This window comes from Paraburkholderia sp. LEh10, from assembly GCF_017814945.1.
Classification (GTDB): domain Bacteria; phylum Pseudomonadota; class Gammaproteobacteria; order Burkholderiales; family Burkholderiaceae; genus Paraburkholderia.
Genome location: NZ_JAGIPX010000067.1, coordinates 1 through 26,388, shown reverse-complemented (window position 1 = coordinate 26,388; position 26,388 = coordinate 1). Strand labels below are relative to the sequence as shown.

Here is a 26,388-nt window from a genome sequence, read left to right as displayed (position 1 = left end):
TTCATCCTTGTATTGCGTCGCCGACGAGCATGTGCTCGTAGTCTTTGCCCATTACCTCGGTGACGGCGCGCCCCGCCAGCAGGTCCTTTGTCATGGCCGCTTCCCGCGCGGCGATCTGCTCCGCCACTGCAATGATCTCGGCCGCCCTGGCCGCAGGCAGGAACACAACCGCGCTGCTGTCGGCGATGACTAGATCGCCGGCCTGCACGACCACACCGCCCACGCAGACTGGCGCGTTGACCGAGTCTTCCTCGACCCGTCCGCGAGCGGTTCGTGCCGTGAGGGCACTGCAGAACACCGGCAGGTTGTATTCGCGTGCTTCCTCAATGTCACGCACGGGGCCATCCGCCACGACACCCGCGATACCCTTGAGAGACGCCGCGAGCGAAAGGATGCCGCCCCAGCAGCCTGCGTCGATGCCGGTGCGCTGTTCGACAACGATGATGTCGCCGGAGTTGGCGAGTTCGATTGCCGTGGTGCCGAGGTGGCGGACAGGCGTGTCGCGGCGCACCGCTTCGCCTGCGCGCACGAGCCGGCAGGTCACGGCCGTGCCGGCAATCTTCAGATTCGAGGCTCGCCGCGGCAAATTGGTCGTGACTTGTCCGGCAATGCCCAGACGATCGAGCGCATCTGAGACAGCGCATGTATCAAGCCGCTTCAGGCGTTGTATGAGATCGTTTTTCATAGCAGTGCGCGCCACTCAGCTTCGTTGTTGAATACGCCCGAAATCGGGCCAGTGCTGAGATAGTCGATCTCTTCATGGCGTGCGAGCGTCGGCACGGATTTGTTCATGAATTCGCGCACAGCCTTCAAAAGACAGCGCCTCACTGCCAGAATCGCACCGTCCCCGGCACCGAGATATTCCTTCGATCGATCCACGATCGGACCCATGCTGACCATGACGGCGAAGTCCTCCGTGCCCAGCATCTGCGTAAAGCCGGTAAAGTGTCCTTGCTTCATGGCCTCGCGATCCTGCCCCCAGTTGTCCTCGGGCGGACCTGGCGGCAAAGGCGGCCACGAATCGGGGTCCTCATACGCGTGCGTCTTGTTGGGCACCAGCTTCTCGTTGACCCGATAGGTGATCTGCCAGTAGTAGATGTTCTCGTCGTCGATTGGCACCGAGAAGAAGATGCTGCCGCCCTGGATGTCGGACTGATTGGGCGAAACAATGCCGAACCACGGCATGACGAACGAGTTCGTGCGAACGTACGCTCGCCCGTCCTTGAGCCCACGTACGGCCGCATAGCGGAAGCCGAATGGCTTTTGCGCAATGTGATACACGGGCGCCATGTTTTCCGACGAGAATTCGATGTCGCCGAAGCCCACGAGCCAGCTCTGGTGAAGCACGCCGAGATGGGCGGAGTCCATCGTGGTCTCCACGCCCTGCAGCCAGTTGGAGTTGACCTTCTGCCGGAATACGACGAAGTTTTCGCGCGGCAGACCGACGAGCGGCAGCTCAGGGAATTTCGGTGGCGTGTCGCCTTCGCCCAGCCACACCCAGACAATGCCGCCCTCCTCACGCACCGGATAGTGCTTGAGCGGTACGTGCTTGCAGTACTCCGCTTCATTGTTCGGCTGTGTCGGCACAGCCACCGTCACGCCGTCGACGTTGAACTTCCAGCCGTGAAAAATGCAGCGCAGTGCGTTGTCTTCGTTGCGCCCCAACGCGAGCGAAGCGCGCCGATGCGGGCAGGCTTCATCGAAGAATCCGACCTTGCCATTGGTTGCACGAAAGGCGACGTATTGCTCTCCGAACAGTTGCACTCGCATTGGTTTGCCGTCGGCTTCCAGCTTGTCCGACAAGGCCGCCGGAATCCACCAGTTTTGCTTGAGCATCTGCCCCATCGGCGCGCCATTGCTGACGCGTGTCAGTAGCTCGTTGTCTTCTTTAGATAGCATTTCGGTGTCCTTATAACGTGGCTCGCTTAACCAGATATCCAGAAGAGTAAAGTTCGTCAGGTTGCCGAGGGGGCAGACTGGTTGCGGCGGCCGTCGAAGAATTCGGCAATCCGTTTTGCCGCATCCGTGTTGGCGGACCGGGTCATCGCCGTGATCATGGTTTCGGCGAACAGTCCCTCGCCGACTGGCATCTCCGAGATCCGGTTGATGCCGTTGATGATTGCGTAGTTGGTGGCCGCCGCGTTGCCGGCGATGCGCTGCGCCAGCTCGCGCGCCTTTGCAAGGCCGGCACCATCGTCGACGACATAGTGCGCAAGCCCGATCTGGTGCGCGTCGTTCACATTGAGCACGCTGCCCGTGAGCATCATTTCGGTTACTCGTGAGGCGCCGATGAGCCGCGGAATCCGCACGGAGCCGCTGCCGCCGAGGAAAATGCCGCGCTGGCCTTCGGGCAACTGAAAGAACGCCGATCGTTCGACGACGCGAACGTGCGTCGCCGCGGCAAGCTCGAAGCCGCCGCCGATCACGCCGCCCTTCAGAACGCTGATGACGGGAAGCTCACCATACTGGATCAGGTCGAAGGTACGGTGCCATGCCCGCGAGCGACGCATGCCTGCGAGCACATCGGGGCTGCGCTTGCTCATGAGCTCGAAAAGGTCGAGGCCTGCGCAGAAGTGCTCGCCCTCGCCATGGAGAATGACGGCACGCGCGCCCTCCAGTCCATCGGAGAACACGGAGGCGAGTTCTGCAAGTAGCGCGTCGTTAATGGCGTTGCGCTTGTCAGCACGATTCAGTTTGACGAGCGCGATCTCATCTTCGCGTTGGATCTCGATCAGCCGCTCGACTGCGTTGGAAATATCGGTGGTCATGGATCTTTGTTTTAAAAAATCTCTTCAGGACACTACGCTTCGATTGTCACGACGTTAGCGTCGGGTTTGTCCGCGTATAGCGCCGCGACTGCGCTCGCCCGCCGCGCGAGCACGGCCCGCTGGTTGATATAACCCTTGTCGGTGATCTCACCGCCATCGCTCGACGGCGGTTCGCTCAACAGCATCACACGGCGTATGCGCATGCTGCTACCGGTGTGACGTCCGTTGTGGCGCAGCAGCGCTTCGCGCAGCGCGTCGTGAAATGGCGCGTGGCAGCAAAGCGCCTGCGCGTCGCCCAAGCCGAAACGTTCCTGACATGCGTCCGGGTTCGGCCATGCGAGAAGCGCCACATAAGGCAGATCGGCGCCCGCGACGACCACGTCGCGCAGCAGCGGGGCGGTGCTGCTGATCACCTCGACGCGCAGTGTGCCGACACGCACGAAGATGCCCGACTGAAGTTTGAATTCTTCAGCGACGCGACCGGCAAAGGCGAGCCCTTCCTCGGGCTTTGTCCGATCCACGAAGGTCACGGCATCGCCCAGACGGTAATAACCTTCGTCGTCGAAGGCGAGGCGCGTCAGCTCCGGTTGTTGCAAATAGCCCGTCATGACAGAGGCGGCACGCGCGCGGATTTCATAGCGTTCTTCGTCGAGCGGCACCAGCTTCAGTTCGACGCCAGGCTGCGGAAGGCCAACCAACCCGGCTTGTTCCGTGGGCCAATGCACCACTGTGGTGGCGGCGCACGTCTCGGTCGAGCCATAGCTGGCCACGAACGGAATGCGGTGCCCAAGGTGGCGAACGGCCTGGATTTGCAGACGTTCGTAGAGACTGTCGGGTAGCTTGGCGCCGGACGACGTAAGGCGGCGCAGGCGCCGGAAAAACTGCTGACCGAGCGTCTCGTCCGCTTCCAGCGCATCCGCAAGCATCGCGTAGCCTGCGGGCACGCTGCTGAAGCGGGTCGGCGAAACCTCCTTGAGGTTGCGCAGCGTCTTCGCGAACTCGCCGGGCACGGGGCGTCCGTCGTCGATGTACATCGTCCCGCCATCGTGCAGGATGCTGTTGAAGATCGCTGTGCCGCCGGCCACGTGACTCCACGGCAGCCATTCGAGCAGCACGGATTCCGGAGCGACGGGATCATGGCCCACAGTCTGCGCGTGCATGGCCATCGATACGCAAAGCATGCGCTGCGTGACGGGCACGGCCTTGGGCTCGCCCGTCGAGCCCGATGTGAAGAGGTACTTGGCGACCGTATCGTGCGTAATGGTGTCGATCGACGCCTGCACCTGCGGGCCCACTGGCGTGGCGAGAACCGCGTGCCACGCCGTGGCGTCGATGTCATCCGCCGGATCGTCGACGTAAATGACGCGCGCGTCACGCGAATCGACGGCCTGCAGCGCCGCGCGGAACTGGCTCGCGCTCTGCACGAAGATCACTGCGGGCTTGATCAAGGCGACCATCGCCTTGAGCTTGGCGAAATCGGTGCTCAGCAGCGAATAGGCGGGGGTCACGGGCACATAGGGAATGTGCGCCTGCATGGCGGCGAGTTCGATGACCGCGTGTTCCAGCGTGTTGCCGCTCAGCACCATCACGCTGCGTCCGTCGAGACGTTGTGAGAGCAACCATTGGGTCGCTGCGTCGACCTGGCGGGCGGCCTCGCCGTAGCTGAGCGTGCGCCAGTCGCCGGTTTGCGGGCAGCGCTGTTTCAGCCATGGCCGCTCGGGACGTTCCAGCGCACGACGCCTCAGCACGGCCGGCAGATGCGGCTCGACTGGACCGAGCGGCACCTTGCTGCGCATAAGGACTGCGCCGTCGTCTCGCTCGACGACCTCGAGGTTGCGCTCGAAGAAGGGGAGATTGATGAATGGGAACTGGGCAATCATGTTCAAGAAAGCATCTCAGAGATCGAGCAACAGCACGACCAGGTCATGTAGTAAGGGTACCTTATATAGATTTCGGAGCTTAATCCACATAGTACAAACCCTATTGCCGCATTTTTTGGAATTCCTTCGCGACGCGTGATATAAGGTAGCCTTACTATAGCAGATGTATCGCACCTCAAAGCGCGAATACGCCGGTTCCCGCACTGGCTCGATGTCGCGCGCCAACCACGGAGGGACCCTTCACCATGAGTATTCAAGGCGCCGCATATATAGCGGGGATCTACGAACATCCTGTTCGCCGGGCCGAGGGCCTGTCGACCGCCCAGATGCATGCGGACGTCGCACTCGGCGCACTCGAAGACGCTGGATTGTCGCCTGACGACGTCGACGGCTATTTTTGCGGCGCCGACGCGCCCGGGCTCGGAGCGCTCACGATGGCCGAATACATCGGCCTGCGCAATCTGCGTCATGTCGACACCACGGAATCGGGCGGCTCGGCCTACCTGTTGCACGTCGCGCACGCCGTGGAGGCAATCGCGGCCGGGCATTGCAATGTGGCGCTGATCACGATGGCAGATCGTCCGCTCGCGGCGGGAGCGGGCACGAAACTCGCGGGAGTCGATCGCGAAACGATGCCGAACCTGCCGTTCCAGGCCGCAGTGCCGCCGCATCCGATGTATGGGTACGCGATGGTGGCGCGGCGTCATATGCATGAGTTCGGCACGACGCCTGAGCAACTCGCCTGGGTCCGCGTCGCGGCCTCGCATCATGCTCAGCACAACCCGAACGCCGTCCACCGTGAAGTCGTGTCGGTGCGGGATGTGCTCGACTCGCCGCTCGTCGCCGATCCGCTGCACCGTCTCGATTGTTGTGTCGTGACGGACGGCGGTGGCGCGGTGGTCGTCACGCGCCCGGAAATCGCGAAGCGACTGGCGCGCCCCAAGGTCAAGGTCATCGGGACAGGCACGGCGGTGAAACACCCCGATGGCGGACGTATCGATCTGCTGACCTCGGCCGGCGCACGTTCCGGAGCGGGCGCGTTTGCCGAGGCTGGCATCAGCCCGGCGGACATCGGCTATGCGTCGTTGTACGACAGCTTCACGATTACGGTGATCGTGCAGCTCGAAGATCTCGGGTTCTGCGCCAAGGGGAAGGGCGGGTGGTTCGTCGCCGACGGCAACCTGATCGCAGGCGAGGGCCGCCTGCCGTTCAACACGGATGGCGGCGGCTTGTGCAACAACCACCCGGGCAACAAAGGCGGAATGACGAAGATCCTCGAAGCCGTGCGGCAATGCCGAGGCGAAGCGCATCCGGCCGTTCAGGTGGCGCGCCGCGAGTTCGTGCTGGCGCACGGCACGGGCGGCAATCTGGCTGGCACGCACGCGGCGGGCACCTTAATTCTGCAAGCGGAGTAAAGCACATGAAACCGAATCGGGGATTTCCTCCGGCACCCGTAGTGTTTCCCGGCGACGAACCTTTCTGGGAGGCGGCTCGCTCAGGAGTCCTTCAAGCGAAGCATTGCAGTGCCTGCGATACGCTGCACTACTACCCGAGAATGCATTGCCCGTTTTGCGGCAGCCGGGAATTGTCGTGGCGGCGTTTGTCGGGGCGCGGCACGATCTATTCGTATTCGATCGTCGATCGTAGCCCCCGGCCGACGGCGCCGGCCATTATCGAAACGGAAGAAGGGCTGCGTCTGAATTCCGTGATCCTCGACGCGGACGTCAACTCGCTGAACATAGGCGACCCGGTGACGCTGCATTTCGTGCCGACGCACGACGGGCAGCACGTGCCCGCCTTCACCACACCTCGCGCCGAGGCTGCGAGGGCGTATTCGCAAGCGGCACGCGCGGAGCTGAAAGCGCAGGCGCTACGCAGCGAGCGTGTGTTCCGTCGCGCCGTGGTGATCGGCGCCGGCAACATGGGCGTCGGCATTGCAATGGCCGTGTTGGCCGGTGGCCTTTCGGTGCACCTGATCGACCAGTCGGAAGCGTCGCTTGCCGTCGCGATGGAGCGGGTCCGCGACTCGTACGGGCGCGATGTAGAGCGCGAGCGTCTTGCCTCACACGAGCGTGACGCCCGGCTCGCGCGCTTGACGTGCGGTCAGGACATGGCGGAGATCGCAAGCGCCGACGTGGTAATCGAAGCCGTATGGGAAGACCTGGCGCTCAAGCAGCAACTCTTCGCGCAGATCGATCGACACGCGGCGCCCGAAGCGTTGCTTGCGACCAATACGTCCACTCTCGACATCAACCTGATTGCGGCCGCGACGCAACGTCCGCATTCCGTCGTCGGGCTTCATTTCTTCAATCCCGCGAATGTGATGCGACTCATCGAGGTGGTCCGCACATCGTCGACATCGATTGAGACACTGGATGCCGCGCGGAATCTCGCCTCGTCGATCGGCAAGGTCGCGATCGTGGTTGGTGTGTGTGACGGTTTCGCGGGTAATCGCATGATGATCGCCCGCGAGCGCCAGGCCGCCCGTCTGCTCCTCGAAGGTGCGCTGCCTGACCAGATCGACCGTGTGCTGCGCAAGCTCGGCCTGCCAATGGGAACGTTCGAGCTGCAGGACATGGCGGGCGGTATCGAACTGACTTTCCGCGCGCGCCAGCGGGCAGGGCAGAAAGACTGGCTCATCGAGCAGTTGCATGCGCGCGGCCGTACCGGGCAGCGCGCCGGGCGCGGCTATTACCGCTATGAGCCTGGAAAGCGGCGGCCGCTCGTTGACCCGGAGGTGACGGCGTTGATCGAGGAAGCTTCGCGCGTCGAGGGCATGGAGCGACGTGCGCTTTCGGACGAAGAAGTTCACGACCGCCTGATCCTGCTGATGATCAACGAGGGCGCAAAACTGCTCGCCGAAGGCATCGTCGAGCGTGCCAGCGACATCGATCTCATCTGGCAGCTCGGCTATGGGTGGCCGGACTGGAAAGGCGGCCCCATGTACTACGCCGACATGCTCGAACTGCAATCCGTCGTTACGAAACTCGCCGCGCTTCGCGCTCGCCATGGCGACCTGTTCCGGCCGGCGGAGCTGCTTGTGCAGCTCGCCGAGGCTTCGGAACGCATCTCCAACGTCAGAACATCACGCTAACCATGCCGACTTATCGCGCGCCGGTCAAAGACTGGCTCTTCATCCTTCACGACTTCCTGCGGGTGGAGGAACACAAACAGTTGCCCGGCTTCGCCGAGCTCACTCCCGATCTGACTTCGGCCATCCTCGAAGCCGCCGCTCAATTTCACGAGGAGGTGCTGCATCCGCTTAATCAACCCGGCGACACCCAGGGCGCCCAGTTTCACGATGGACAGGTTCGCACGCCCACCGGCTTCAAGGCCGCATGGGATGCGTATCGCGAAGCGGGCTGGCACCGACTGAGCCTTGCCGAAGCGCTGGGCGGGGCCGGACTGCCGCCCGTCATGTCGGTGCCAATGTCGGAGATGCGGGCATCGACTGGCCAATCGTTCTCGATGTACAGCAGTTTTTGTGCGCCGGCGGCCAGCATGCTGGCCGCGCTTGCGCCGGAATGGATCAGGCGTCATGTCGTGCCGCGCCTCTCGGACGGCGACTGGACGGCGACGATGTGCATGACGGAACCGCAGGCGGGCACAGATCTGCGCCAGATCTCCACACGCGCAACATGCCAGCCCGACGGGACGTGGCGAATCACCGGGCGCAAGATTTTCATATCCGGTGGCGATCACGACCTGGCTGACAACATTGTTCACATCGTGCTGGCCAAGGTGCCCGACGCGGAAGGACGCGTACCTTCCGACCTTTCGTCGGTGCATGTCTTTATGGTGCCCAAGCGGATCATCGATCCGCACACCGGCGAGCTGGGCAAGCGCAACAGCGTCTATGCACGCTCCATCGAGCACAAGATGGGTATCGAGGGCAGCGCGACCTGTGCACTCGATTTCGAAGGTGCGGTGGCGTGGCGCATTGGCGAGACGGGCGGCCGCGGCACGGCGGCCAACATGGCGCCGATGTTCCACCTGATGAACTACGCCCGCGTGGGTACAGCCGTGTCCGGGGTCGGTTACGCAGAAATTGCACGGCAGAACGCGGCGGATTATGCGCGCGAACGGCGCTCGGGGCGTGCCGGCCCGAAGCTGCGCGACCCGGTCAAAGTGGCGGACCCGATCATCGCGCATGCCGACGTGCGGCGGCTGTTGCTCGAAGCGCGCTCTTTCGCCGAGGGCGCGCGCGCTGGCGCCATGCGAGCGGCGATGTGGCAGTCGATTGCCCAGTCGGCACCCGACGCGGAGGAGCGACAGGCAGCCGCCGACATGCTCGACGTCCTGACTCCCGTGATGAAAGCATTCTTTACCGACCGCGGCTTCGATGCCGCAGTCGCGTGCCAGCAGGTGCTCGGCGGACACGGTTACATCAAGGATTACGGCATCGAACAGTTCGTGCGTAATGCCAGAGTCGGTCAGCTTTACGAAGGCGCAAACGGAATTCAGGCCACTGACCTTGTACACCGCAAGCTGTTCTCGCACGAAGGTCGCCCATGGAAACACTTTGCGCGAGCGGTCTCCCATTTCATCGAACGTCACTGCGATCAAGTGGAACTCAAGCCATATACGGTGCCGCTGGACGATGGGCTGCAACGCCTGAGCAAGTCCATCGCATGGCTAAATTCAGACGGCTTCGCGAACTACGGTCATGCCGACGCTGCTTCATACGACGTTCTCACCGCTATGGGTATCTTGTACGTCGGCTGGACCTGGAGTGAAATCGCCGCGGTAGTACTCGACGGCACGAGATGTCGATACGTCGACGAGACCACACGCTTGACCAAGCTCGCATTGGCAAAGGTGTGGATGCAGAGACAATTGCCGCTGCTCGAAGCTATTTGTCGTCGCATCGAATGCGGCAACGACAGCCTTCTTTCCATGCCCGACGACTGGATCTGATAACGCGGTCCATATGCGTTCGCGAACCCCGCATGTTGCGTGCCGAACATGCGGGGTTCGCGTCCCGCGCACCGCGCGAGCCTGGCGATAGCAGAGCGGTCCGACCAAACGCGCAACGGGCTGCAATCAGCGAAGCTGGTTGCACACTAGTCGCCGGGCCGATGATTTTGTCTACCCTATGAATGGATCAGATATTTTATGAGCGAACTACCGCTGACCAATGTCCGCGTCAAATCGATGACCTTGCTGGCGGACAGCGTCGTTGGCGTCGTGCTGGAAGCGCTGGACGGACGCGACTTGCCCGCCGCGGACGCTGGGTCGCATATCGATGTCACCCTGAACGGGAAGCTCTCGCGCAGCTACTCCGTCGTACGCTGGGACGGCACGCCGAAACGCTATGAAATAGCAGTCGCAAAGGACGCCAGCAGCCGTGGCGGGTCGCGGCACATTCACGAAACGCTGCGTGTCGGGGACATTTTGCAGATTGGCGTGCCTCGCAATTTGTTTCCGCTGGTAGAGGACGCGAACCTGAGTGTACTGATCGCTGGCGGCATTGGTATTACGCCGCTCTGGTCTATGGTGCAACGTCTCGAAACATTGGGACGCTCGTGGGTGCTGCACTACGCTGCGCGTGACCACGGCCGCGCGGCCTATCTATCGGATATCGAACGATTTTCTAAGGCTTCGCCTAATGGCGAACTCCACGCTTATTTCGACAACGAACCTGGCGGGCAACGATTGGATATGGCAGCCGTGCTTCGCGAAACGCCGAGCAACGCACACGTGTACTGCTGCGGCCCCCGGTCGATGCTTGACGCATTCGAGGCGGCAACTGAGGGCCGGCCCGCGCAAACGGTACATCTGGAGCGGTTCGCGCCTGCGCAACAAGAGGGTGTCAGTCGGGAGTTCACGGTTGTGTTGGCGAAATCAGGTCAGTCATTTGAAGTTCCGCCTGACCACTCGGTTCTCGACGTACTGCTCGAAAATGGCATCGATGTGCCGTTTGGCTGCATGCAAGGGGCCTGCGGTCTCTGCGAAACGCGCGTCCTCGGCGGGACGCCGGATCATCGAGACAGCCTGTTGTCCACCGAATCTCGAAGTGCCGGAAAAAGCATGCTCATCTGCTGCTCGCGCAGCACGACACCTGTTTTGACGTTGGATGCGTAAAAATAGGCGCCGTTTAGAAAGGCAGAAGACGGACCGACGGAGTGCTGCGCGTGGACACCGTCAATCTGGCGCATCGTTAGATGGAAGGCGTTGTTGAGTCAATCTCCTTGGCCAGCTTTCCGAGTTGTGCGCTGCGTACCCGGCTCATCAGGATGCGCAGGCTCGCCAAGTCTTCACCGCTGAGGCAACTGAAGAAGTCACGTTCGGCTTCGTCGATTTTCGATTCGCACCGGATGAGAACCTTACGTCCAGCAGCGGTCGACGAAATCAGCATGGTGCGCTTGTTGAGCTGGGTCGATTGCCGTTCGACGAGTTTTTTAGCCTCAAGCGCCCGAATGAACTCGCCCATCGACTGCGCTGTCATCATCGTTTTGCGCGCCAGATCGGCCGACGATATCGGCTCGTGGTGCGCAATCAGGTTGAGGACCATGTATTGACCGGCTGTAATGTCGATAGCCAGCAGACATTCGTCGAGTCTACGACGAATCAATTGCTCGACTTGCTGGATATAGAAGAAGGTGCGAGCGCTAACGGACATCGGATTCCCACGTGTTGTCTTGCCGCTCGGGCTCAGTCCGAGCGTTGGATGTGGTGAGTATACCGTCGTTTCGGTCCACGATACCGAGCATGGAAAACTATTGAACTCTGGGATAGCCAGTCGCCTTTCAATGATGGAGGAATTGTTGGATTTAGCAAAACATATCCGGCAAAGCGCTGCGAACGCGGCCAATGCCGAGGATGCGGACATCTGGAGATGGTTTGGTTGCCTGGTGGAGGAACGACGCATTCGGTGGTGTTTTGCCGATGGTAGCTGGTTGGTCAGTGTCGACCACCGTCACGTCGCGACAGATGAAACCTTCGATCACGCAATTCGGACCGCCAGACGGCGCAGTCGAGGCGCCGACGAAAAGTCGAACGTGAGTTGACACACGTCTGCGCGGGGACGGACTCGCGAGAGGAACGCCCTGGAGAGCGCGTCCTTGCTAGAGGCTTCAATGACCGGGCGTTGGCGCGTCCAATGCGTCAAGAGCGTATCAACGGTGATAAATGGAGATGTACGATGAGTTTTCGCGACGCTTCCTTGAGATCCCTGGTGGAAAAATGGCTAGGCGCCGAGTTAGCTGCATGCGCGCGGGTGACGCGGTTTAGCCACACACGGCGCAAGCAGTGGCGATATGTGTGCGTCCAGGCAAGAGGTTCATCAAGGAACTTCGACTTGGTTTTCTTTAAGCACGACGACGGCTCGTGGTGTGTATTTCCGCCCGATAGCAGACGCCTGACAATGGACTTCTCGAAGATCGACGAGGGTCTGGCCGAAGCTCTGGCAGGCCGTTGAAATACCTCCCGCGCACGTCATCGGCGCGGAAGGGGTAAACGCTGAGACGAGATCAATTTACGCTGCCCGCTTCGTTGTTCATGAAATGCGCCGAGATGCAATTCCGATCGATGTCCAACGCTTGAGCGGGCGCGCATGCCTTGTTGGATCAGACCATCGCCTGACTCGCAGCCGACGCGCGGTTACGCAGCCAGTTAATGCTTGCGAAAAGCAGCACAGCGAATACGATCAGCATGGTCGCCACGGCCAGAATCGACGGATCGATGGAATCCCGGATGCCGCTCCACATCTGCCGCGGAACGGTCTTTTGATCCGGGCCACCAATGAAGAGAATCACGATGACTTCGTCGAAGGAGGTGGCGAAGGCGAAGACGCTTCCCGTCGCGACCGCGGGTGTGATCAACGGAAGCGTGACCCGCCTGAACGTGACCCACGGTGGCGCGCCCAGCCCGGACGCTGCGCGCAGCAGGCTCTGATCGAAAGACAATAACGAAGCGCTCACGGTGATGACGACAAACGGCGTGCCGAGCGCGGCATGCGCAAGGACGACACCGGGGTAGGAATTCACGAGCCCCAGTGGCGCGAAGACGAGATAGAAGCCCGCGGCGACCACGACGATCGGCACGACCATCGGGGAGATGATGATTGGCATGACGATCGCGCGTAGTGGAAACTGCGTTCGCGACAGGCCGAGCGCCGCCAGCGTCCCGAGACAGGTTGCGATCAACGTGGACGCTGCGCCAATGGCGACACTGTTGAGCAGCGCACGTTGCCAGTCCGCACTCGTGAGGGCTTGTTCATACCAGCGCAGCGAAAACCCCTGCAGTGGATATGAGAAATACGAGCCGGAGTTGAACGATAGCGGAATGATCGCGAGAATCGGCGCAACCAGAAAGAACAGAACGAGCGCGGAATGCAATCGCACCCATCGGCATGCGACGCGCTCCGTCCGTACCGTATTGCGTTTGTCTTGCATGATTGTTCCCTTGGGCTACGTGCCTCAACCGAACCGTAAACGGTCGATGCCAACGACGCGGTTGAAGATGAAATAAAAGACCGCCGTAAAGATCACGAGATAGGCCGACAGCGCGCCCGCAAGTCCCCAGTTGAGCTGCGTGTTCGTCTGATCCGCGATGAGTTGGCTGATCATCTCGTCGCCCGCGCCGCCGAGCAGCGCGGGTGTGATGTAGTAGCCGAGCGCCAGCACAAACACCAGGAAGCATCCTGCCCCGACCCCCGGCAAAGTCTGGGGAATATAGACCCTCACGAAAGCCGTGAAGGGATGAGCGCCCAGAGACTTCGCCGCGCGCAGATACACGGGCGAGACGCTCTTCATCACCGAGTAGATCGCGAGAATCATGTAAGGCAAAAGCACGTGCGTCATGCCGATCAATACACCCGTGCGATTGAAAACGAGCGGCACCGGATGTGTCACGATGCCGAGACTCATCAGCAGGCTGTTGACGACGCCGCCCGGTTGCAGAAGCACATACCACGCCGTCGTACGCACCAGCAGCGAGGTCCAGAACGGCACGATGACCAGCAGCATCAGCCGGTTGCTGCTTTTATCGGGCAGATTCGCGAGCAACCAGGCCACTGGATAACCCAGCAGCAAGCAGAGCACGGTCACCGTGAAGCTGATCGAGATCGTGCGCACGAACGCCTCGCGATAGACCGCGGTGTTCGCCGGCAACGAAGCGATCGAACCTTGCGGCGTTACTCTCGCGTCTACGGCATTCAAGAGATAGTCGGGCGTCGGCGACGCGGCGGCGCGCTTCAACAGGCGCCAGGTTTCCGGCGAGTTCCAGCGTTCGTCGATCTCGATCAGCGCCGGCTTCCAGGCGGGTGGCGTATCGCTGCGAATGCCGCGTGCCGTCTTCATCAGCAGGCTGCGGAATTCCGGTTGCGCGAAGTTCATGCGCTTCGCGACGGTGCCGAGTTGTCCGCTTTGCTGCGCGTCCTTGATTCCGGATGCGAGCAGCGCGAACGTATGCTCATCAGGCACGCCTTGGCCGTCCCAGGCATCGAGTGCGCGGGAAAGCGCTGGCATGCTGTCGGGCACTTCGCGGTTCTGTACGCTGTGGGCGAGCAACAGCGCGATCGGCGCAATAAAGGTCGAAAGTAGAAACACGATCAGGGGAAGCGCCAGCATCAGCGCTCGAAGCGATGCACGGCGTTGTGCCTTTTGATAGGACACGCGGCCTTCAGCTCTCGTCGGAGAGCCCGGGGCCGGAGCATGGGCCGTTACGGGTGTATCGGTAGTCGCGGTCACAGCGGGCTCTCTTTCGATAGAAGTGTTACTGCGTCAGCCAAACCTGGAAGCGCTTGTTGATTGCGTCAGCGTTATCCGCCCAGAAGGTCGGATTGATCTGGATCGCACGCTTGAAGTTATCCGGCGCGGTCGGCAGATCGGCCAGTCGCTGCTTGTCGACGAGCGGGATGGCATCCTTGCGCGGCGGTGCATAGGCGATGTACTTCGAAAGGTCGGCATAGGCTTTCGGCTGCGATGCGGAGACGATGAACTTCGCTGCCGCGTCGGCGTGCTTCGCTCCCGTCGGGATGGCCCACCATTCATAGTCATATACCTGCGCATCCCAGACGATCTTAAAGGGCTTGTTGTCCTTCTTCGAAGCATCGTCGATTCGGCCGTTGTAGGCCTGCGTCATCACGACGGCGCCATCGGCGAGCAGTTGCGGAGCTTGCGCGCCCGACTCCCACCACACGATGTCCTTTTTGATCGTGTCGAGCTTCTTGAATGCGCGGTCAACACCCGCTGGCGTCACGAGCACCTTGTACACGTCTTTCGGATCGACGCCGTCGGCGATCAGTGCCCATTCCATCGACCCCTTCGGTGACTTGCGCAGCCCGCGCTTGCCAGGGAATTTCTGTAAGTCGAAGAAATCGTTGATGGTGCTCGGCGCAGTCTTCAGCTTGCTCGCGTCGTAGGCGTAGACCGTGGACCACACCATGCTCGCGACCGCGCAATCGCTGATGGATCCGGGAATGAAGTCGCCCGTATTGCCGAGACTCTTCTTGTCGAACTTCTTGAGCAGCCCTTCGTCACATGCCCTGATGGCATCGTTGCTCTCGAGATCCATGAGATCCCATGTCGTGTTCTTCGCCTGCTCCATCGCTGAAAGTTTCGCGAGACCGCCGTCATACGATTCGAGCGAGAAGTTGACTCCCGTCGCGTGCGTGAACGGCTCGAAATAGGCTTTCTTCGCCGCGGCCTCATAGGCGCCGCCAAAGGTGACGACGTTGAGCGTTTCCGCGGCCTGCGCCGAAGCCGCGGCGAAGGCGAGGACGGCAAGTGCCGTGCATTGTGCTTTGATGTGAGTGCGCATATCAGTTGGCTCCTGCGGCTGCGGCCGAGATGATGGAAGGTGAGGGCGATGCGGGGGTAGGAACTACGGGCGCGCTGCGGGGCACGCTCGCAGCGAGAATCTTGCAGTCGTCGTGGCGCCAGGCCACCTCGATGGTGTCGGCAGCCGAAGGCAAGGCGTGGCGGTGGGTGTTGGGAACCTTCGCGACGAGCGAGTCGCGCGAGCCGAGCGTCAGATGCACCCGATGATGATCGCCGCAATACACAAGTTCCTGCACCCTGGCGCGCACGACATTGCTCTGCGCATCGGCCTGCGTGCCCTCGGCACTGGGGATATGCGCACGCTCGGGGCGCAACGCGAGCATCGCTTCGTCTCCTTCGCTCAGCCCTTGTTCGCATCGGCCGCGAATGATGCTGCCATCGGAGAGCGCCAATGTCGCCCAGTTGTGCTGCACCGTCATCACGCGTCCCCGCAGGCCGTTGTTCTCGCCCACGAAGTTGGCGACGAAGGCATTGCTGGCGTTTTCATAGAGCTCGGTGGGCGTCGCGGCCTGCTGGATCCGGCCGTCGGAAAAGACCGCGACCCGGTCGGACATGGTCAGGGCTTCAGCCTGATCGTGCGTTACGTAGACGATGGTGAGCGACAGCTCGCGATGCAGCCGCATGATCTCGTACTGCATGGTTTCCCGCAGACGCTTGTCGAGCGCGCCGAGTGGCTCGTCCATAAGGACAACGCTTGGTTCGAACACGAGTGCGCGCGCAAGCGCGACGCGCTGCTGTTGTCCGCCCGAGAGCTGCGCAGGACGCCGGTTCGCCAGATGCGGCAACTCGATCATCTCCAGCGCGCGCTTCACACGCGCTTTCTGGTCTGCGCGACTCACATGTCGCACGGACAAAGGAAACGCGACGTTCTCGGCAATCGTGAGATGCGGAAACAGCGCGTAGTTCTGAAAGACCATGCCGATATCGCGCTGGTGCGGTGGCTTGTCGTCGAGGCGCCTGCCGTCGAGACGTATCTCGCCTTGCGTGGGCGACTCGAAGCCGGCGAGCATCATGAGCGTGGTCGTCTTGCCTGAGCCCGACGGACCAAGTAGCGACAGGAACTCGCCCTTTCGCACATCAAGGTTCAAATCATCGACGACGTAATTCGCGCCGTCGTACGACTTGCTTACGCCTGAGAACGAAATGAAGGATGGGTTTGACATCGTGATAGCGTCCTGTCAAGAGTGCTTCGATTAGCGCGCAGTGAGCTTCGACGCGAGGTAACGAGCGAAGTCATAGTTCGGGCGTTCGAGGGGGCTCAGATGCCCCGGCTTTGCAAGCGGGGCATGAACGCCGCGAAACACCGCTTCCACGCCGCGCTTATCTTCCGCATTCACTTCGTCGAGCAATGCCTTGAGCGTGGCCATATGCGCGTTGGCCTCGGGATCGGCTATAAAGTCGGGTGCAAGCCCGCCGCCGAAGCGGATATGCACCTTGTCGACGCCGCGTGGCTGCAACACGAGATACCAGAAGTAACCGGGTGTGAGAGTGACGAGATGCGTCGGATAAATCGCGAGCAATGCGGTGGTCTTGCGCCAGTGTCCGGTCAAGCGGTGGTTGTCCGGATGGGCATTGCCGATGGGGAGCGACGCTTCCTTCGTGATCCAGTGGTAATTGAACGCGGAATAACCCGGCGGGCATTCCATCTCTTCGAGTCTGGAATGCGGACCGACCGTTGCCCGGTGCAGCATCGGTAGGTGATAGCTTTCCATGAAATTCTCGGCGAGTATCTTCCAGTTGGTATCCCAGACGTGTTCTTCATAAAAGGTCTCGATGTAGTCGGTCATGGCGTACGCATCTATCAGCTCGCTCAGTTGCGCGAGCTGCTGATGAACCGGACGGGCATCCTGATCGAGTGTCACGTAGATCCAGCCTTGCCACTCCTCGCAGCGAATCGTCGGCAGCTTGTAGCTTTCCGTGCAGAAACCTGCCTGCTGGTTCATCAGCGGCGCGCCCTTGAGCGCGCCGTCGAGTCCGTAGTTCCAGGCGTGATACGGACAGATGATGCGCCGTATGTTCCCTCGACCTTCGAGCAGAACAGACATCCGATGCAGGCACACATTCGACATTGCGCAGAGCCCCATACTCTCATCGCGCACGACGACGATCGGTTGAGCCGCGATGCTCGCGGTCAGGTAGTCGCCAGGCGCCTTGAGCGCGCTCGCGCGACCCACGCATTGCCACTCTTTCGCAAAGATCGCCTGCTCTTCGAGAGACAGGAACTCGGACGACACGTACACACCAGGAGGCATCGAGCGCGCGTCGCTGAATGGTCGCTCGCAGCCTGCCACAAGCTCGTCGACCAAAGCGTGGACTGCCGTTTGCCTGGTGGGGTTCTCCATGAGACTCTCCTAAAGAGTGCGTTCGCGCTACGGGGTCCGCGATTCCATCGCCTCGAATGAAGGTTAATCTACCAAGCCAAAATGCTAGTCAAAATATTGTTTTTGGATGCCAAAAGAAGGATTTAGCTATGCAGGGCGCGCGAAGCCCGTCCGCTATGGTTGCCGGTTATGCGTCGAGCCTCAGGCGGCGTATATAGCTTTCGCTAAAGGCAGAGAATCGGGACACCAGTTGCCGCGGCTTCATCGTTTTCGATTGGGCGATTCCGAGCGTCGTCGCGTTGACGTTGTCCCTGAAATGCTTGATCACGAACTGGCTACCGTCGACTGTTTGCGTCGAATTCAGCGGGAAGTTCAGGATGCTGTATCCCAGCCCGTTCGCAACCATCCCACGCACGACTTCCGGTTGCGAAGAACGAAAAGCGGGAACAGGCCGGGCCCCGACGACATCGAAGAGCGCGGCGAAGTACTCCCGGCTGTGCGGCAGATCCAGCATCACGTACGGCTCGTCTATCAGATCCTGTAACGACACCTTTCGCGCGCGCGCCAATCTGTGCGTCGCAGGCAGTATCGCGTACGGCGGCAACGAGAGTAGCGGCGTAAAGGCGATGTCCTCGGACAGATCGAGACTGTAGGTGAGCACGATGTCGAGCGAACCGTCGTGCAGGCCGTTCAATAGCTCATCCTGATGCGCCTCGGTGGTGCGAAAGCTGATTCCATCGTGCTCGCTCGTAAAACGGCTGATCAATCCTGGCATCAGGGGCGGCGCCAGAGAGACGAGACAGCCGAGCGCGATCGATCCCGTCATGCCGCCGTCCATTTCGGTGGCGGTCATCTGGAATTCCTCGGCGATCTTCAGTAGATTGCGCGCCTGTCCGAGCAGATCGCGCCCCGCCTGAGTCAGCGATAGGCCGCTTGCATGATGCCGGATGAACAACTGCACGCCGAACGAGATCTCAAGGTCGGCCAGCGCGGTCGAGATGGACGGCTGGGAAATGTGCAGGCGTCTCGCAGCAGCCGTAAAAGACAGTACTTCCGCGGTCACTACAAAGTATCGCAACTGACGCAGCGAGTAACGCAGCGGCTGATTTTCCATGGGTTTTGCTCCCGGGTCGACATGGTCAGATGGATCGCATTGTGAGGTGATCAAAAATGACTGCATAGCTGAATCCGATGCTCTGCAATTGTTTAATATATTTTTCGGATTCTAAAAGCGGGCGTAGATTGCTATCCGAAAGATCGACACCGTGCCTGAAGGCTACACGTTGCCGACGGGAACAACCGAACTCCGCTTCTTCGAAGGACTCAACCATGACAGTCGAAGTAAAGGCAACAGACACGCTCGTTGTGGGTGCCGGGCAAGCAGGCGTCGCCATGAGCGAACACCTGACCAAGCTCGACATCCCGCATATCGTGCTCGAACGCGATCGCATCGCCGAGCGCTGGCGCACCGGTCGGTGGGACTCGCTGGTTGCCAACGGACCGGCATGGCACGACCGGTTTCCGAATCTCGAATTCGCTGATGTGAATCCTGATGGCTTTGCGGGTAAGGAACAGGTCGCCGACTACTTTGTCGCCTATGCAAAAAAGTTCGACGCACCGATTCGCACCGGCGTCGAAGTGAAGAAGGTCGTGCGCAATGTCGGACGGCCCGGTTTCACCGTCGATACGTCCGAAGGAACAATCGAAGCGAACCGCGTAGTGGTTGCGACGGGGCCGTTCCAGCGCCCCGTCATTCCGCCGATCGCGCCGAAAAGTATGGCGCTGACGCAGATTCATTCCGCCGACTACCGCAATCCGCAGCAATTGCCCGAAGGCGGTGTGCTGGTGGTCGGCGCGGGATCGTCGGGCGTGCAGATCGCCGATGAATTGCAGCGAGCGGGTCGGCGCGTGTATTTGTCGGTCGGCGCGCACGATCGTCCGCCGCGCGGCTATCGTGGACGCGACTTCTGCTGGTGGCTCGGCGTGCTCGGCGAATGGGACGCGGAAGTGATGAAGCCCGGCCGCGAGCACGTGACGATCGCGGTGAGTGGCGCGCGCGGCGGCCATACGGTCGACTTCAGGCGTCTCGCGCATCAGGGCATCACGCTCGTCGGCCTGACGAAATCGTTCGACGATACCGTCGTCACGTTCGAGGCCGATCTCGCCGAGAACATTCGTCGCGGCGACGAGAACTATCTGTCGCTACTCGACGCTGCTGACGCTTATGTCGAACGCAACGGGCTCGATCTTCCCGAAGAACCGGAAGCGCGCATCATTCCCGCTGATCCGGACTGCATGAAGCATCCTTTTCATGAGCTTGATCTGGCGAAGGAAGGCGTGGCGTCGATCATCTGGGCGACGGGCTATGCCGTCGATTTCACCTGGCTGCAAGTCGATGCATTCGACGAAACGGGCAAGCCGAAACATCAGCGCGGCGTTGCGAAGGAGCCAGGCATCTATTTCCTCGGCTTGCCGTGGCTGTCGCGCCGTGGCTCCTCGTTCATCTGGGGCGTGTGGCACGATGCGAAGCACATCGCCGATCACATCACCACACAGCGTAAGTACCACGCTTACTACGACGAGCCGCATCGTCATGTGGAAGAGAAGCGCGTGGAAAGCGTTGAGAGCGCGCCCGGCGCATCGCGCATTCACACGGTGAGCGAGATGGGCGTCAACTGATTTCCAACTTAATCAGCATCAAGGTACTTCGATGAGCCAACCCACGCATACCCGTATCCGCATGTTCAACACGAAGGATACGTACCCCAATCAATCGCTCGACAACGATCTTTGCCAGGCCGTGCGCGCAGGCAATACCGTGTATGTGCGCGGTCAGATCGGCACGGACTTCGACGGCAAGCTCGTCGGGCTGGGTGATCCGCGCGCGCAGGCCGAGCAGGCGATGAAGAACGTCAAGCAGTTGCTCGAAGAGGCCGGCAGCGACCTCTCGCACATCGTCAAGACGACGACTTATCTCACCGACGTGCGCTTTCGCGAGCCGGTGTATCGCGAAGTCGGCAAGTGGCTGAAGGGCGTGTTTCCGATTTCGACGGGGCTTACCGTCGTCGCGCTGGGTCAACCTGAGTGGCTGATGGAAATCGACGTGATAGCCGTCATTCCCGATGGATGGACACCCGCTCAGGCCTAAAAGACATAATGGGAGGGCAAATGACTTTCTCGATCGTCGGACGTTGTGAAGAAACCGGACAGCTTGGCATCGCGATCAGTTCATCGAGCATCGCGGTGGGCGCACGTTGTCCGTGGGTGCGCGCGGGAGTCGGCGTGGTCGCGACGCAGAACGTCACGCTGCCCGCGCTCGGTCCGCAGATTCTCGACCTTATGGAGCGCGCGAAGCTCGGTGCCTCCGCGGCGCTGGATCGCGCGCTGGGCGAGAGCGAATGGAGCGAGTATCGGCAGGTGACAGTGGTCGATGCGCAGGGGCGCACCGCGTTCCTCAGCGGCAAGCAGGCGCTCGGCACGTATCACGCGGTCGCGGGCAAGCAATGCGTCGCGGCGGGCAACATGCTCGCGGGCACTCACGTAATCGACGCGATGATTCCCGCGTTCGAGAATGCGCCGGGTCATCTCGCAGATCGTTTGCTCGCGGCGATGCATGCGGCGATTGGGGCGGGCGGCGAAGCGGGACCGGTGCATTCGGCGGCGCTGAAGATCGCGGGAGAGCAGAGCTGGCCGCTCGTCGATCTGCGCGTCGACTGGTCGGATGACGATCCTATCGCCAAGCTGGTCGGTCTCTGGCAGGCGTACAGGCCGCAAATGCAGGACTATGTGACCCGTGCATTGAACCCGACCGCCGCGCCGAGTTACGGAGTGCCGGGTGATGAGTGAGATGACGAGCCGCGATCTGCTCGAACGGCTGATCGGCTTCGCGACGGTCAGCCGCGATTCGAATCTGGACCTGATCGAGTTCATCCGTGATTACCTCGCGCAACTCGACGTCGAGTGCGAGTTGTTCTACAACGCGGAGCGCACCAAGGCCAACTTGTTCGCGACCATTGGGCCGCGCGATCGTGGCGGCATCGTGCTGTCGGGTCATACGGATGTCGTGCCCGTCGACGGACAAGCGTGGAGCGTCGATCCGTTCAAGCTAAGCGAAAAGGAAGGGCGGCTCTACGGACGTGGCACAGCCGATATGAAGGGCTATCTCGCATCGGTGTTGGCCGCAGTGCCGCTGTTCGTCGAGAGCGAACCGCAGATCCCGGTGCATCTCGCGTTCTCTTTCGATGAAGAAGTCGGATGCCAGGGCGTGCGGCCGATGCTCGCGGAGTTGGAAAAGCGGACGCACAAACCTTTGTTGTGTCTGATCGGGGAGCCGACCGGATTGAAACCGGTGCTCGGCCATAAGGGCAAACTCGCAATGCGCTGTCAGGTGATAGGCGCGCCTTGCCATTCCGCGTACGCGCCCTACGGTGTCAACGCCATTCAGTACGCGGCGCGCCTGATCAGTCGTCTGGAAGAAATCGGCGAGCGCCTGGCGCAACCCGAGCATCACGACGAGCGTTTCGACCCGCCGTATTCGACCGTGCAAACGGGTGTCATTAAGGGCGGTCGCGCGCTCAATATCGTGCCGGCGGAATGCGAATTCGATTTCGAGGTACGCGCGCTGCCGGGCTTCGACGCGAACGAGGTTGCCGAGGATTTGCAGGCATACGCGCAAGCCGAATTGCTGCCGAGGATGCGCGCTGTGCAATCCGATGTAGACATCCTTCTTGAACCGCTATCCGAATATCCGGGACTCGCGACCCCACCTGACAGCGAGACAGCTCGAATTCTGGCGATGCTTTGCGGCTCTGAAGAGTTCGGTACGGTCGCGTTCGGAACTGAAGGGGGACTGTTCGAGCACGCCGGCATTCCGACCGTCGTTTGCGGCCCGGGAAGCATGGATCAAGGGCACAAACCTGACGAATACGTGACGATCGAGCAGCTTCACGGCTGCGATTCGATGATGGAGCGCATCGCGAGGTACGCCGCTGGACCGGATGGCCAGTGAGACACAGCGCTTTCGCGCCCGCTGATGGGCCGTCTTGCGAATCATGCCCAAGTACGTTCGTTTGTCCACCATTAGCTCGCTACAAGGCAAACTAAGGCCGAGATGCGACCAGGAGACTAGTTCATGTCCACATTCGCCAATGTCACAACGAACAATTCGCAACACGATGATGAGTTACTTAACACGCTTTCGTCGTTAGTATCGACTCGGGAACGTGCTGTCTTTTCCATGCCGGGGGCCTTCTACACCTCGGAGAGCTTCGCCAGGCTGGAGAAGGATCGAGTTTTTCGAAGTGGCTGGGCATGCGTGGGGCATGTAGGCGAAATTCCCAACAATGGCGATTACTTCACCACGGAAATGATCGGTGAACCACTTCTCGTGCAGCGTACCTCGCAGGGAGAAGTTCGCGTTCTTTCGAATGTTTGCAGGCATCGGGGCAACCTTGTCGCGACCGGTCACGGCAATGCTCACGCGCACGTCTGCGGATATCACGCGTGGAGCTACGACCTCGATGGAAAATTCAAGCGCGCACCGCTCATGCAGGAGGTCAAGGCGCTCGATGCGGCCAAGTGTGCGTTGCCCACTATTGCGACGACAGTCTGGCAAAACTTCATTTTTGTCAATCTGGATGGTACCGCTGCGCCGCTGAAGCAATCCCTTGAACCGCTTGAACCGCTGGTTCGCAATTACCATCACGAAGAACAGGAACTCTATTACACACGCGAAGAAGTGTGGCAAACCAACTGGAAATGCCTTGCCGAGAATTTCATGGAAGGCTATCACCTGAACGCAACGCACCCAACCACACTCCGTCCGCGCTCGCCGAGTGAGCTTAGTGAGCACGTTACTGGCAACGGCTACTTCTCGGCGTATAGATCTCACTACACGCCTGAATCACCCCAGCGCGAACCGTTTCACCCCGATCTGACTGAAGCAGAGCGCCGGCATAGCCTTATTTTCAGTGTCTTTCCGAATCTGGTCGTCACGTATATGCCTCATCAGACCATCTACCTCCTCCTCCGGCCGGCGTCCACAGGCAGTGTGGCAATCCGCTGGGGTATCGCCGGTTACGAGAAGTCGCCGAGCGAGGAAAACCTGAAAGAATATGTCGCGTTCGCCGATGCGTTCAATGCCGAAGACAAGGTGAAGCTGGAGAGACTGCAGATAGGCCTGAGTTCCAGCTTTTACGCACCAGGCCCCCTCGCACCGGAAGACCTTGAGGGCACCTTGCGCGATTTTTATGGCTACATCGCACATCGTATCTGCATCTGAAAGTGAAAATATGTATCCCGCCACCCTCAATGTCGTAGTCGACAAACTGACGCTCGAAGCAAGTGACACGCTGAGCATTGAACTGCGTCCTGCTGATTCCGATAGCCTGCCAATGTTCGATGCTGGCGCACACATCTGCCTGGATCTGCCTAACGGGATCGTGCGCAGTTACTCGCTCGTGAATTCATCGGATGACGTCCAACGCTACGTGCTCGGCGTGCTACGCGCGCGCGAAAGCCGGGGCGGCTCCGCATTCATTCACGAACAGTTGCGTGTCGGAGACCATCTGACCATTACGCCTCCACGCAACAACTTTCCGCTGGATGAGACCGGCGATCAGTTCGTCCTCATTGCAGGCGGCATCGGTATCACGGCGATCTACAGCATGGCGCAGCGGCTCGTGTCACTCGGCAAGCGCGTCAAGATGCTTTACTGCTGCCGTTCACGAAAACATGCCGCGTGGCTTCGCCCGATCCAGGCACTTGGCATTCCGCTCACACTGCATTTCGATGCTGAAAAGCACGGTCCGCGAGATCTGGACGCATTCATTGCTGGACACGGCGCCGACACGCGCTACTACTGTTGCGGCCCATCACCGATGTTGAGCGCATTCGAGCAGGCATGCGCGAAACATGGCTATCGCCACGCCCATATTGAGCGATTTTCCGCCACTCCCGTCGGCCCCGAAGCCGAGGCCGTGCCCGGTTATGACGTTCAGCTTGCGCGGAGTGGGAAAACGATCCATGTGGAACCGGGCACCCGTCTACTCGATGCACTCGCTGCGGCCGGTGTCGACGCTCCGTTCAACTGCCAACAGGGATTTTGCGGCACCTGCGAGATGACCGTCCTTGAAGGCGAAATCGATCATCGGGACAGTGTCCTGAGCGAGGCCGAACGAAAGAGCGGCAAGTCGATGATGGTATGTGTCTCCGGTTGCAAACGGGGTCGTCTGGTTCTCGATTGCTGAGTCGTAGGCCTGTAGAGAGCGGCAAGCAGGAAGTCTCGCTGAACAATACATGGAATCAACGCCCTCAGTGGGTGATGCGGAAGAGGCGGACCCTCACGGTCCGACTGCATGAAAGTGCCTGGAGGGAAGATATCGAGGTCTTAACAGGCTAACCGAAGGGTCCGAAATGAAGTATCTGACGGTCGGGGTGGACATCGCGAAGAACGTCCTTCCAGTTTCACTGGGTGGATGCCCCGCACGACTGAGATTGTGAGCAAGCAACTGAAGCACGCCCGCGTTACTGGCGGTGATCCTTCAGCCGTGCAAGAAGCGGCTTGCAACAATGTTGCAGAGCGAGCCGACCGTGGTGGGTGCCGAACGACTGGTCGCGTCCTCGGGACAACCAAGGAGGGGCGCTACTCGAGACGGCCAGTGGGCAGGCATTGTACGGCCTTAGAAGTTCACGCCTGATCTGAGAGGCAGACGCCTTCGGCTTGCGTGCGCCCGTTCAGGAAGCAACTCATTGTCGGTATAGTCGGGTGGAGTATTTAAATATGCTACCAGCAGTATCAATAAATCGATGCAACGATGCCTCATTCTCCCGAAGAAAAGAAGCGAGTCCTGACCTGCGTGCGCAGAGTTCGTGGCCAACTGGATGCTCTTGAGCGCGCCCTTGAGCAAGGTGAGGTCGGTCGGAATTGGTGGATGCACGATCGCCGCGGGAAGTTATTTGAATCACAGATCGGTTGAACAAAGTGGCTTTTGACGTCTGAATCGGACCAAAGTGGAAGTTATTTGGGTCATCTTCTTGAAGCCAATCGAGCTTCCTCTACAGTATCGGTGCCGCTCGCAGTTGAACAACCATGCAATCGAGACAGAAGCCGACCCCATTCCCTCGATTGGGCAATGACTTTTCCTCGCCCTCATCTGCCAGCGACTGTGCCGATTGGTGGTCGGTATCGCGGACTACTTGTCGGTGGACTTGCCGTAGTACTGAACGAGGTAGTTCACGATGATCTCCGCGTCTTCATTAGGTATCGGGGCACCGAATACGTTGATCATCTTGGCAACTGATGCGCTCCAACCGGCCTTGTTCAGAAAAGGCGAGTTCATCTGGATATAGTCGAGGCTGTGGCAGGCGGCACACTGCATCGCCTTGTCTTTGCCAGACCCTTCTTTCAGCATGACCTTCGATTCCTGCGCCGCTGTCGAATCGATAAGAATGAGCCCAAGGGACAATGCGGTAGCAACCATTTGCGTGAGCGTGTTCATATCACCTCCACGTACAAGCGCTGGATCACGTTGTGGTGATAGCCTGCAGGATTGTGAATCAGACGCTCGACCTGTGTTTCCCCCGAGCGGCTGGTGGCACGCGCCATTACCACCATCGAACCGCGCTCGCGCGCCGG

At 60.5% G+C, this 26,388-nt stretch carries 23 protein-coding genes and 1 pseudogene; 12 read left to right on the top strand and 12 right to left on the bottom strand.

The window, feature by feature from the left end:
- Position 1 precedes the first annotated feature (1 nt).
- The 4 genes from J8I87_RS35595 to J8I87_RS35580 are packed head-to-tail and all read right to left on the bottom strand — an operon-like array spanning position 2 to position 4,648.
- Positions 2-685, bottom strand: coding sequence for an RraA family protein (locus tag J8I87_RS35595; protein ID WP_209937001.1), 684 nt, complete (start codon positions 683-685; stop codon positions 2-4).
- Positions 682-1,899: a Rieske 2Fe-2S domain-containing protein gene (locus J8I87_RS35590; RefSeq protein WP_245254391.1), complete on the bottom strand. Its 1,218-nt coding sequence runs from the start codon at positions 1,897-1,899 to the stop codon at positions 682-684. The genes J8I87_RS35595 and J8I87_RS35590 overlap by 4 nt, the downstream gene beginning before the upstream one ends.
- A gap of 56 nt (positions 1,900-1,955) precedes the next feature.
- Positions 1,956-2,768 (bottom strand): crotonase/enoyl-CoA hydratase family protein, encoded by an 813-nt coding sequence (locus J8I87_RS35585; RefSeq protein ID WP_209937000.1) that lies wholly within the window; start codon positions 2,766-2,768, stop codon positions 1,956-1,958.
- Between the two features lie 32 nt (positions 2,769-2,800).
- On the bottom strand, positions 2,801-4,648 hold the full coding sequence (locus tag J8I87_RS35580; protein ID WP_209937018.1) for an AMP-binding protein: 1,848 nt from the start codon (positions 4,646-4,648) through the stop codon (positions 2,801-2,803).
- A gap of 245 nt (positions 4,649-4,893) precedes the next feature.
- Here J8I87_RS35580 and J8I87_RS35575 point away from each other — a divergent pair, with 245 nt between their 5' ends.
- From J8I87_RS35575 to J8I87_RS35560, 4 genes are all read left to right on the top strand, one after another.
- Positions 4,894-6,063, top strand: coding sequence for a thiolase domain-containing protein (locus J8I87_RS35575; protein ID WP_209936999.1), 1,170 nt, complete (start codon positions 4,894-4,896; stop codon positions 6,061-6,063).
- A gap of 5 nt (positions 6,064-6,068) precedes the next feature.
- The gene (locus tag J8I87_RS35570; protein WP_209936998.1) at positions 6,069-7,742 is read left to right on the top strand and encodes a 3-hydroxyacyl-CoA dehydrogenase NAD-binding domain-containing protein; all 1,674 of its coding nucleotides are present in this window, start codon (positions 6,069-6,071) and stop codon (positions 7,740-7,742) included.
- A 2-nt stretch (positions 7,743-7,744) separates the two neighbouring features.
- Positions 7,745-9,565: an acyl-CoA dehydrogenase C-terminal domain-containing protein gene (locus J8I87_RS35565; RefSeq protein ID WP_209936997.1), complete on the top strand. Its 1,821-nt coding sequence runs from the start codon at positions 7,745-7,747 to the stop codon at positions 9,563-9,565.
- A gap of 198 nt (positions 9,566-9,763) precedes the next feature.
- Positions 9,764-10,732, top strand: a complete 969-nt coding sequence (locus J8I87_RS35560; RefSeq protein ID WP_209936996.1) for a PDR/VanB family oxidoreductase — start codon at positions 9,764-9,766, stop codon at positions 10,730-10,732.
- Between the two features lie 76 nt (positions 10,733-10,808).
- Here J8I87_RS35560 and J8I87_RS35555 read toward each other — a convergent pair whose 3' ends face one another.
- Entirely contained in the window at positions 10,809-11,480 is a 672-nt protein-coding gene (locus J8I87_RS35555; RefSeq protein ID WP_209936994.1) for a MarR family winged helix-turn-helix transcriptional regulator, read from the bottom strand.
- A gap of 312 nt (positions 11,481-11,792) precedes the next feature.
- On the opposite strand from J8I87_RS35555, the gene J8I87_RS35550 reads away from it, so the two are divergent.
- Positions 11,793-12,068 (top strand): hypothetical protein, encoded by a 276-nt coding sequence (locus tag J8I87_RS35550; RefSeq protein ID WP_209936993.1) that lies wholly within the window; start codon positions 11,793-11,795, stop codon positions 12,066-12,068.
- Positions 12,069-12,216: 148 nt separating this feature from the next.
- Here J8I87_RS35550 and J8I87_RS35545 read toward each other — a convergent pair whose 3' ends face one another.
- The 6 genes from J8I87_RS35545 to J8I87_RS35520 all read right to left on the bottom strand — a co-directional run bounded on the left by J8I87_RS35545 (position 12,217) and on the right by J8I87_RS35520 (position 18,867).
- Positions 12,217-13,044, bottom strand: a complete 828-nt coding sequence (locus J8I87_RS35545) for an ABC transporter permease (protein ID WP_209936992.1) — start codon at positions 13,042-13,044, stop codon at positions 12,217-12,219.
- Positions 13,045-13,068: 24 nt separating this feature from the next.
- A complete protein-coding gene (locus J8I87_RS35540; protein WP_245254390.1) occupies positions 13,069-14,220 on the bottom strand; it encodes an ABC transporter permease in 1,152 nt (383 codons plus the stop codon).
- Between the two features lie 145 nt (positions 14,221-14,365).
- A complete protein-coding gene (locus J8I87_RS35535) occupies positions 14,366-15,412 on the bottom strand; it encodes a polyamine ABC transporter substrate-binding protein (protein WP_209936990.1) in 1,047 nt (348 codons plus the stop codon).
- A gap of 1 nt (position 15,413) precedes the next feature.
- Positions 15,414-16,595, bottom strand: coding sequence for an ABC transporter ATP-binding protein (locus tag J8I87_RS35530; RefSeq protein ID WP_209936989.1), 1,182 nt, complete (start codon positions 16,593-16,595; stop codon positions 15,414-15,416).
- Positions 16,596-16,625: 30 nt separating this feature from the next.
- On the bottom strand, positions 16,626-17,774 hold the full coding sequence (locus J8I87_RS35525; RefSeq protein ID WP_209936988.1) for an SRPBCC family protein: 1,149 nt from the start codon (positions 17,772-17,774) through the stop codon (positions 16,626-16,628).
- 166 nt (positions 17,775-17,940) lie between these two features.
- A complete protein-coding gene (locus J8I87_RS35520; RefSeq protein WP_209936986.1) occupies positions 17,941-18,867 on the bottom strand; it encodes a LysR family transcriptional regulator in 927 nt (308 codons plus the stop codon).
- 215 nt (positions 18,868-19,082) lie between these two features.
- Between J8I87_RS35520 and J8I87_RS35515 the strand changes: the two genes are divergently transcribed.
- From J8I87_RS35515 to J8I87_RS35485, 7 genes and pseudogenes are all read left to right on the top strand, one after another.
- Entirely contained in the window at positions 19,083-20,432 is a 1,350-nt protein-coding gene (locus J8I87_RS35515; RefSeq protein WP_209936985.1) for a flavin-containing monooxygenase, read from the top strand.
- A 31-nt stretch (positions 20,433-20,463) separates the two neighbouring features.
- Positions 20,464-20,901, top strand: coding sequence for a RidA family protein (locus tag J8I87_RS35510; protein ID WP_209936984.1), 438 nt, complete (start codon positions 20,464-20,466; stop codon positions 20,899-20,901).
- 20 nt (positions 20,902-20,921) lie between these two features.
- On the top strand, positions 20,922-21,599 hold the full coding sequence (locus J8I87_RS35505) for a DUF1028 domain-containing protein (RefSeq protein ID WP_209936983.1): 678 nt from the start codon (positions 20,922-20,924) through the stop codon (positions 21,597-21,599).
- Positions 21,592-22,761, top strand: a complete 1,170-nt coding sequence (argE, locus tag J8I87_RS35500) for an acetylornithine deacetylase (protein ID WP_209936982.1) — start codon at positions 21,592-21,594, stop codon at positions 22,759-22,761. The genes J8I87_RS35505 and argE overlap by 8 nt, the downstream gene beginning before the upstream one ends.
- 123 nt (positions 22,762-22,884) lie before the next feature.
- Positions 22,885-24,033 (top strand): aromatic ring-hydroxylating oxygenase subunit alpha, encoded by a 1,149-nt coding sequence (locus tag J8I87_RS35495; protein ID WP_209936980.1) that lies wholly within the window; start codon positions 22,885-22,887, stop codon positions 24,031-24,033.
- 10 nt (positions 24,034-24,043) lie between these two features.
- Complete coding sequence (locus J8I87_RS35490) at positions 24,044-25,000, top strand: PDR/VanB family oxidoreductase (RefSeq protein ID WP_209937017.1); 957 nt, start codon at positions 24,044-24,046, stop codon at positions 24,998-25,000.
- 567 nt (positions 25,001-25,567) lie between these two features.
- Positions 25,568-25,663 (top strand): annotated as a pseudogene (locus J8I87_RS35485) (regulator); the annotation flags it as partial.
- A gap of 282 nt (positions 25,664-25,945) precedes the next feature.
- Here J8I87_RS35485 and J8I87_RS35480 read toward each other — a convergent pair.
- Positions 25,946-26,251: a cytochrome c gene (locus J8I87_RS35480; RefSeq protein WP_245254389.1), complete on the bottom strand. Its 306-nt coding sequence runs from the start codon at positions 26,249-26,251 to the stop codon at positions 25,946-25,948.
- Between the last annotated feature and the right edge of the window lie 137 nt (positions 26,252-26,388).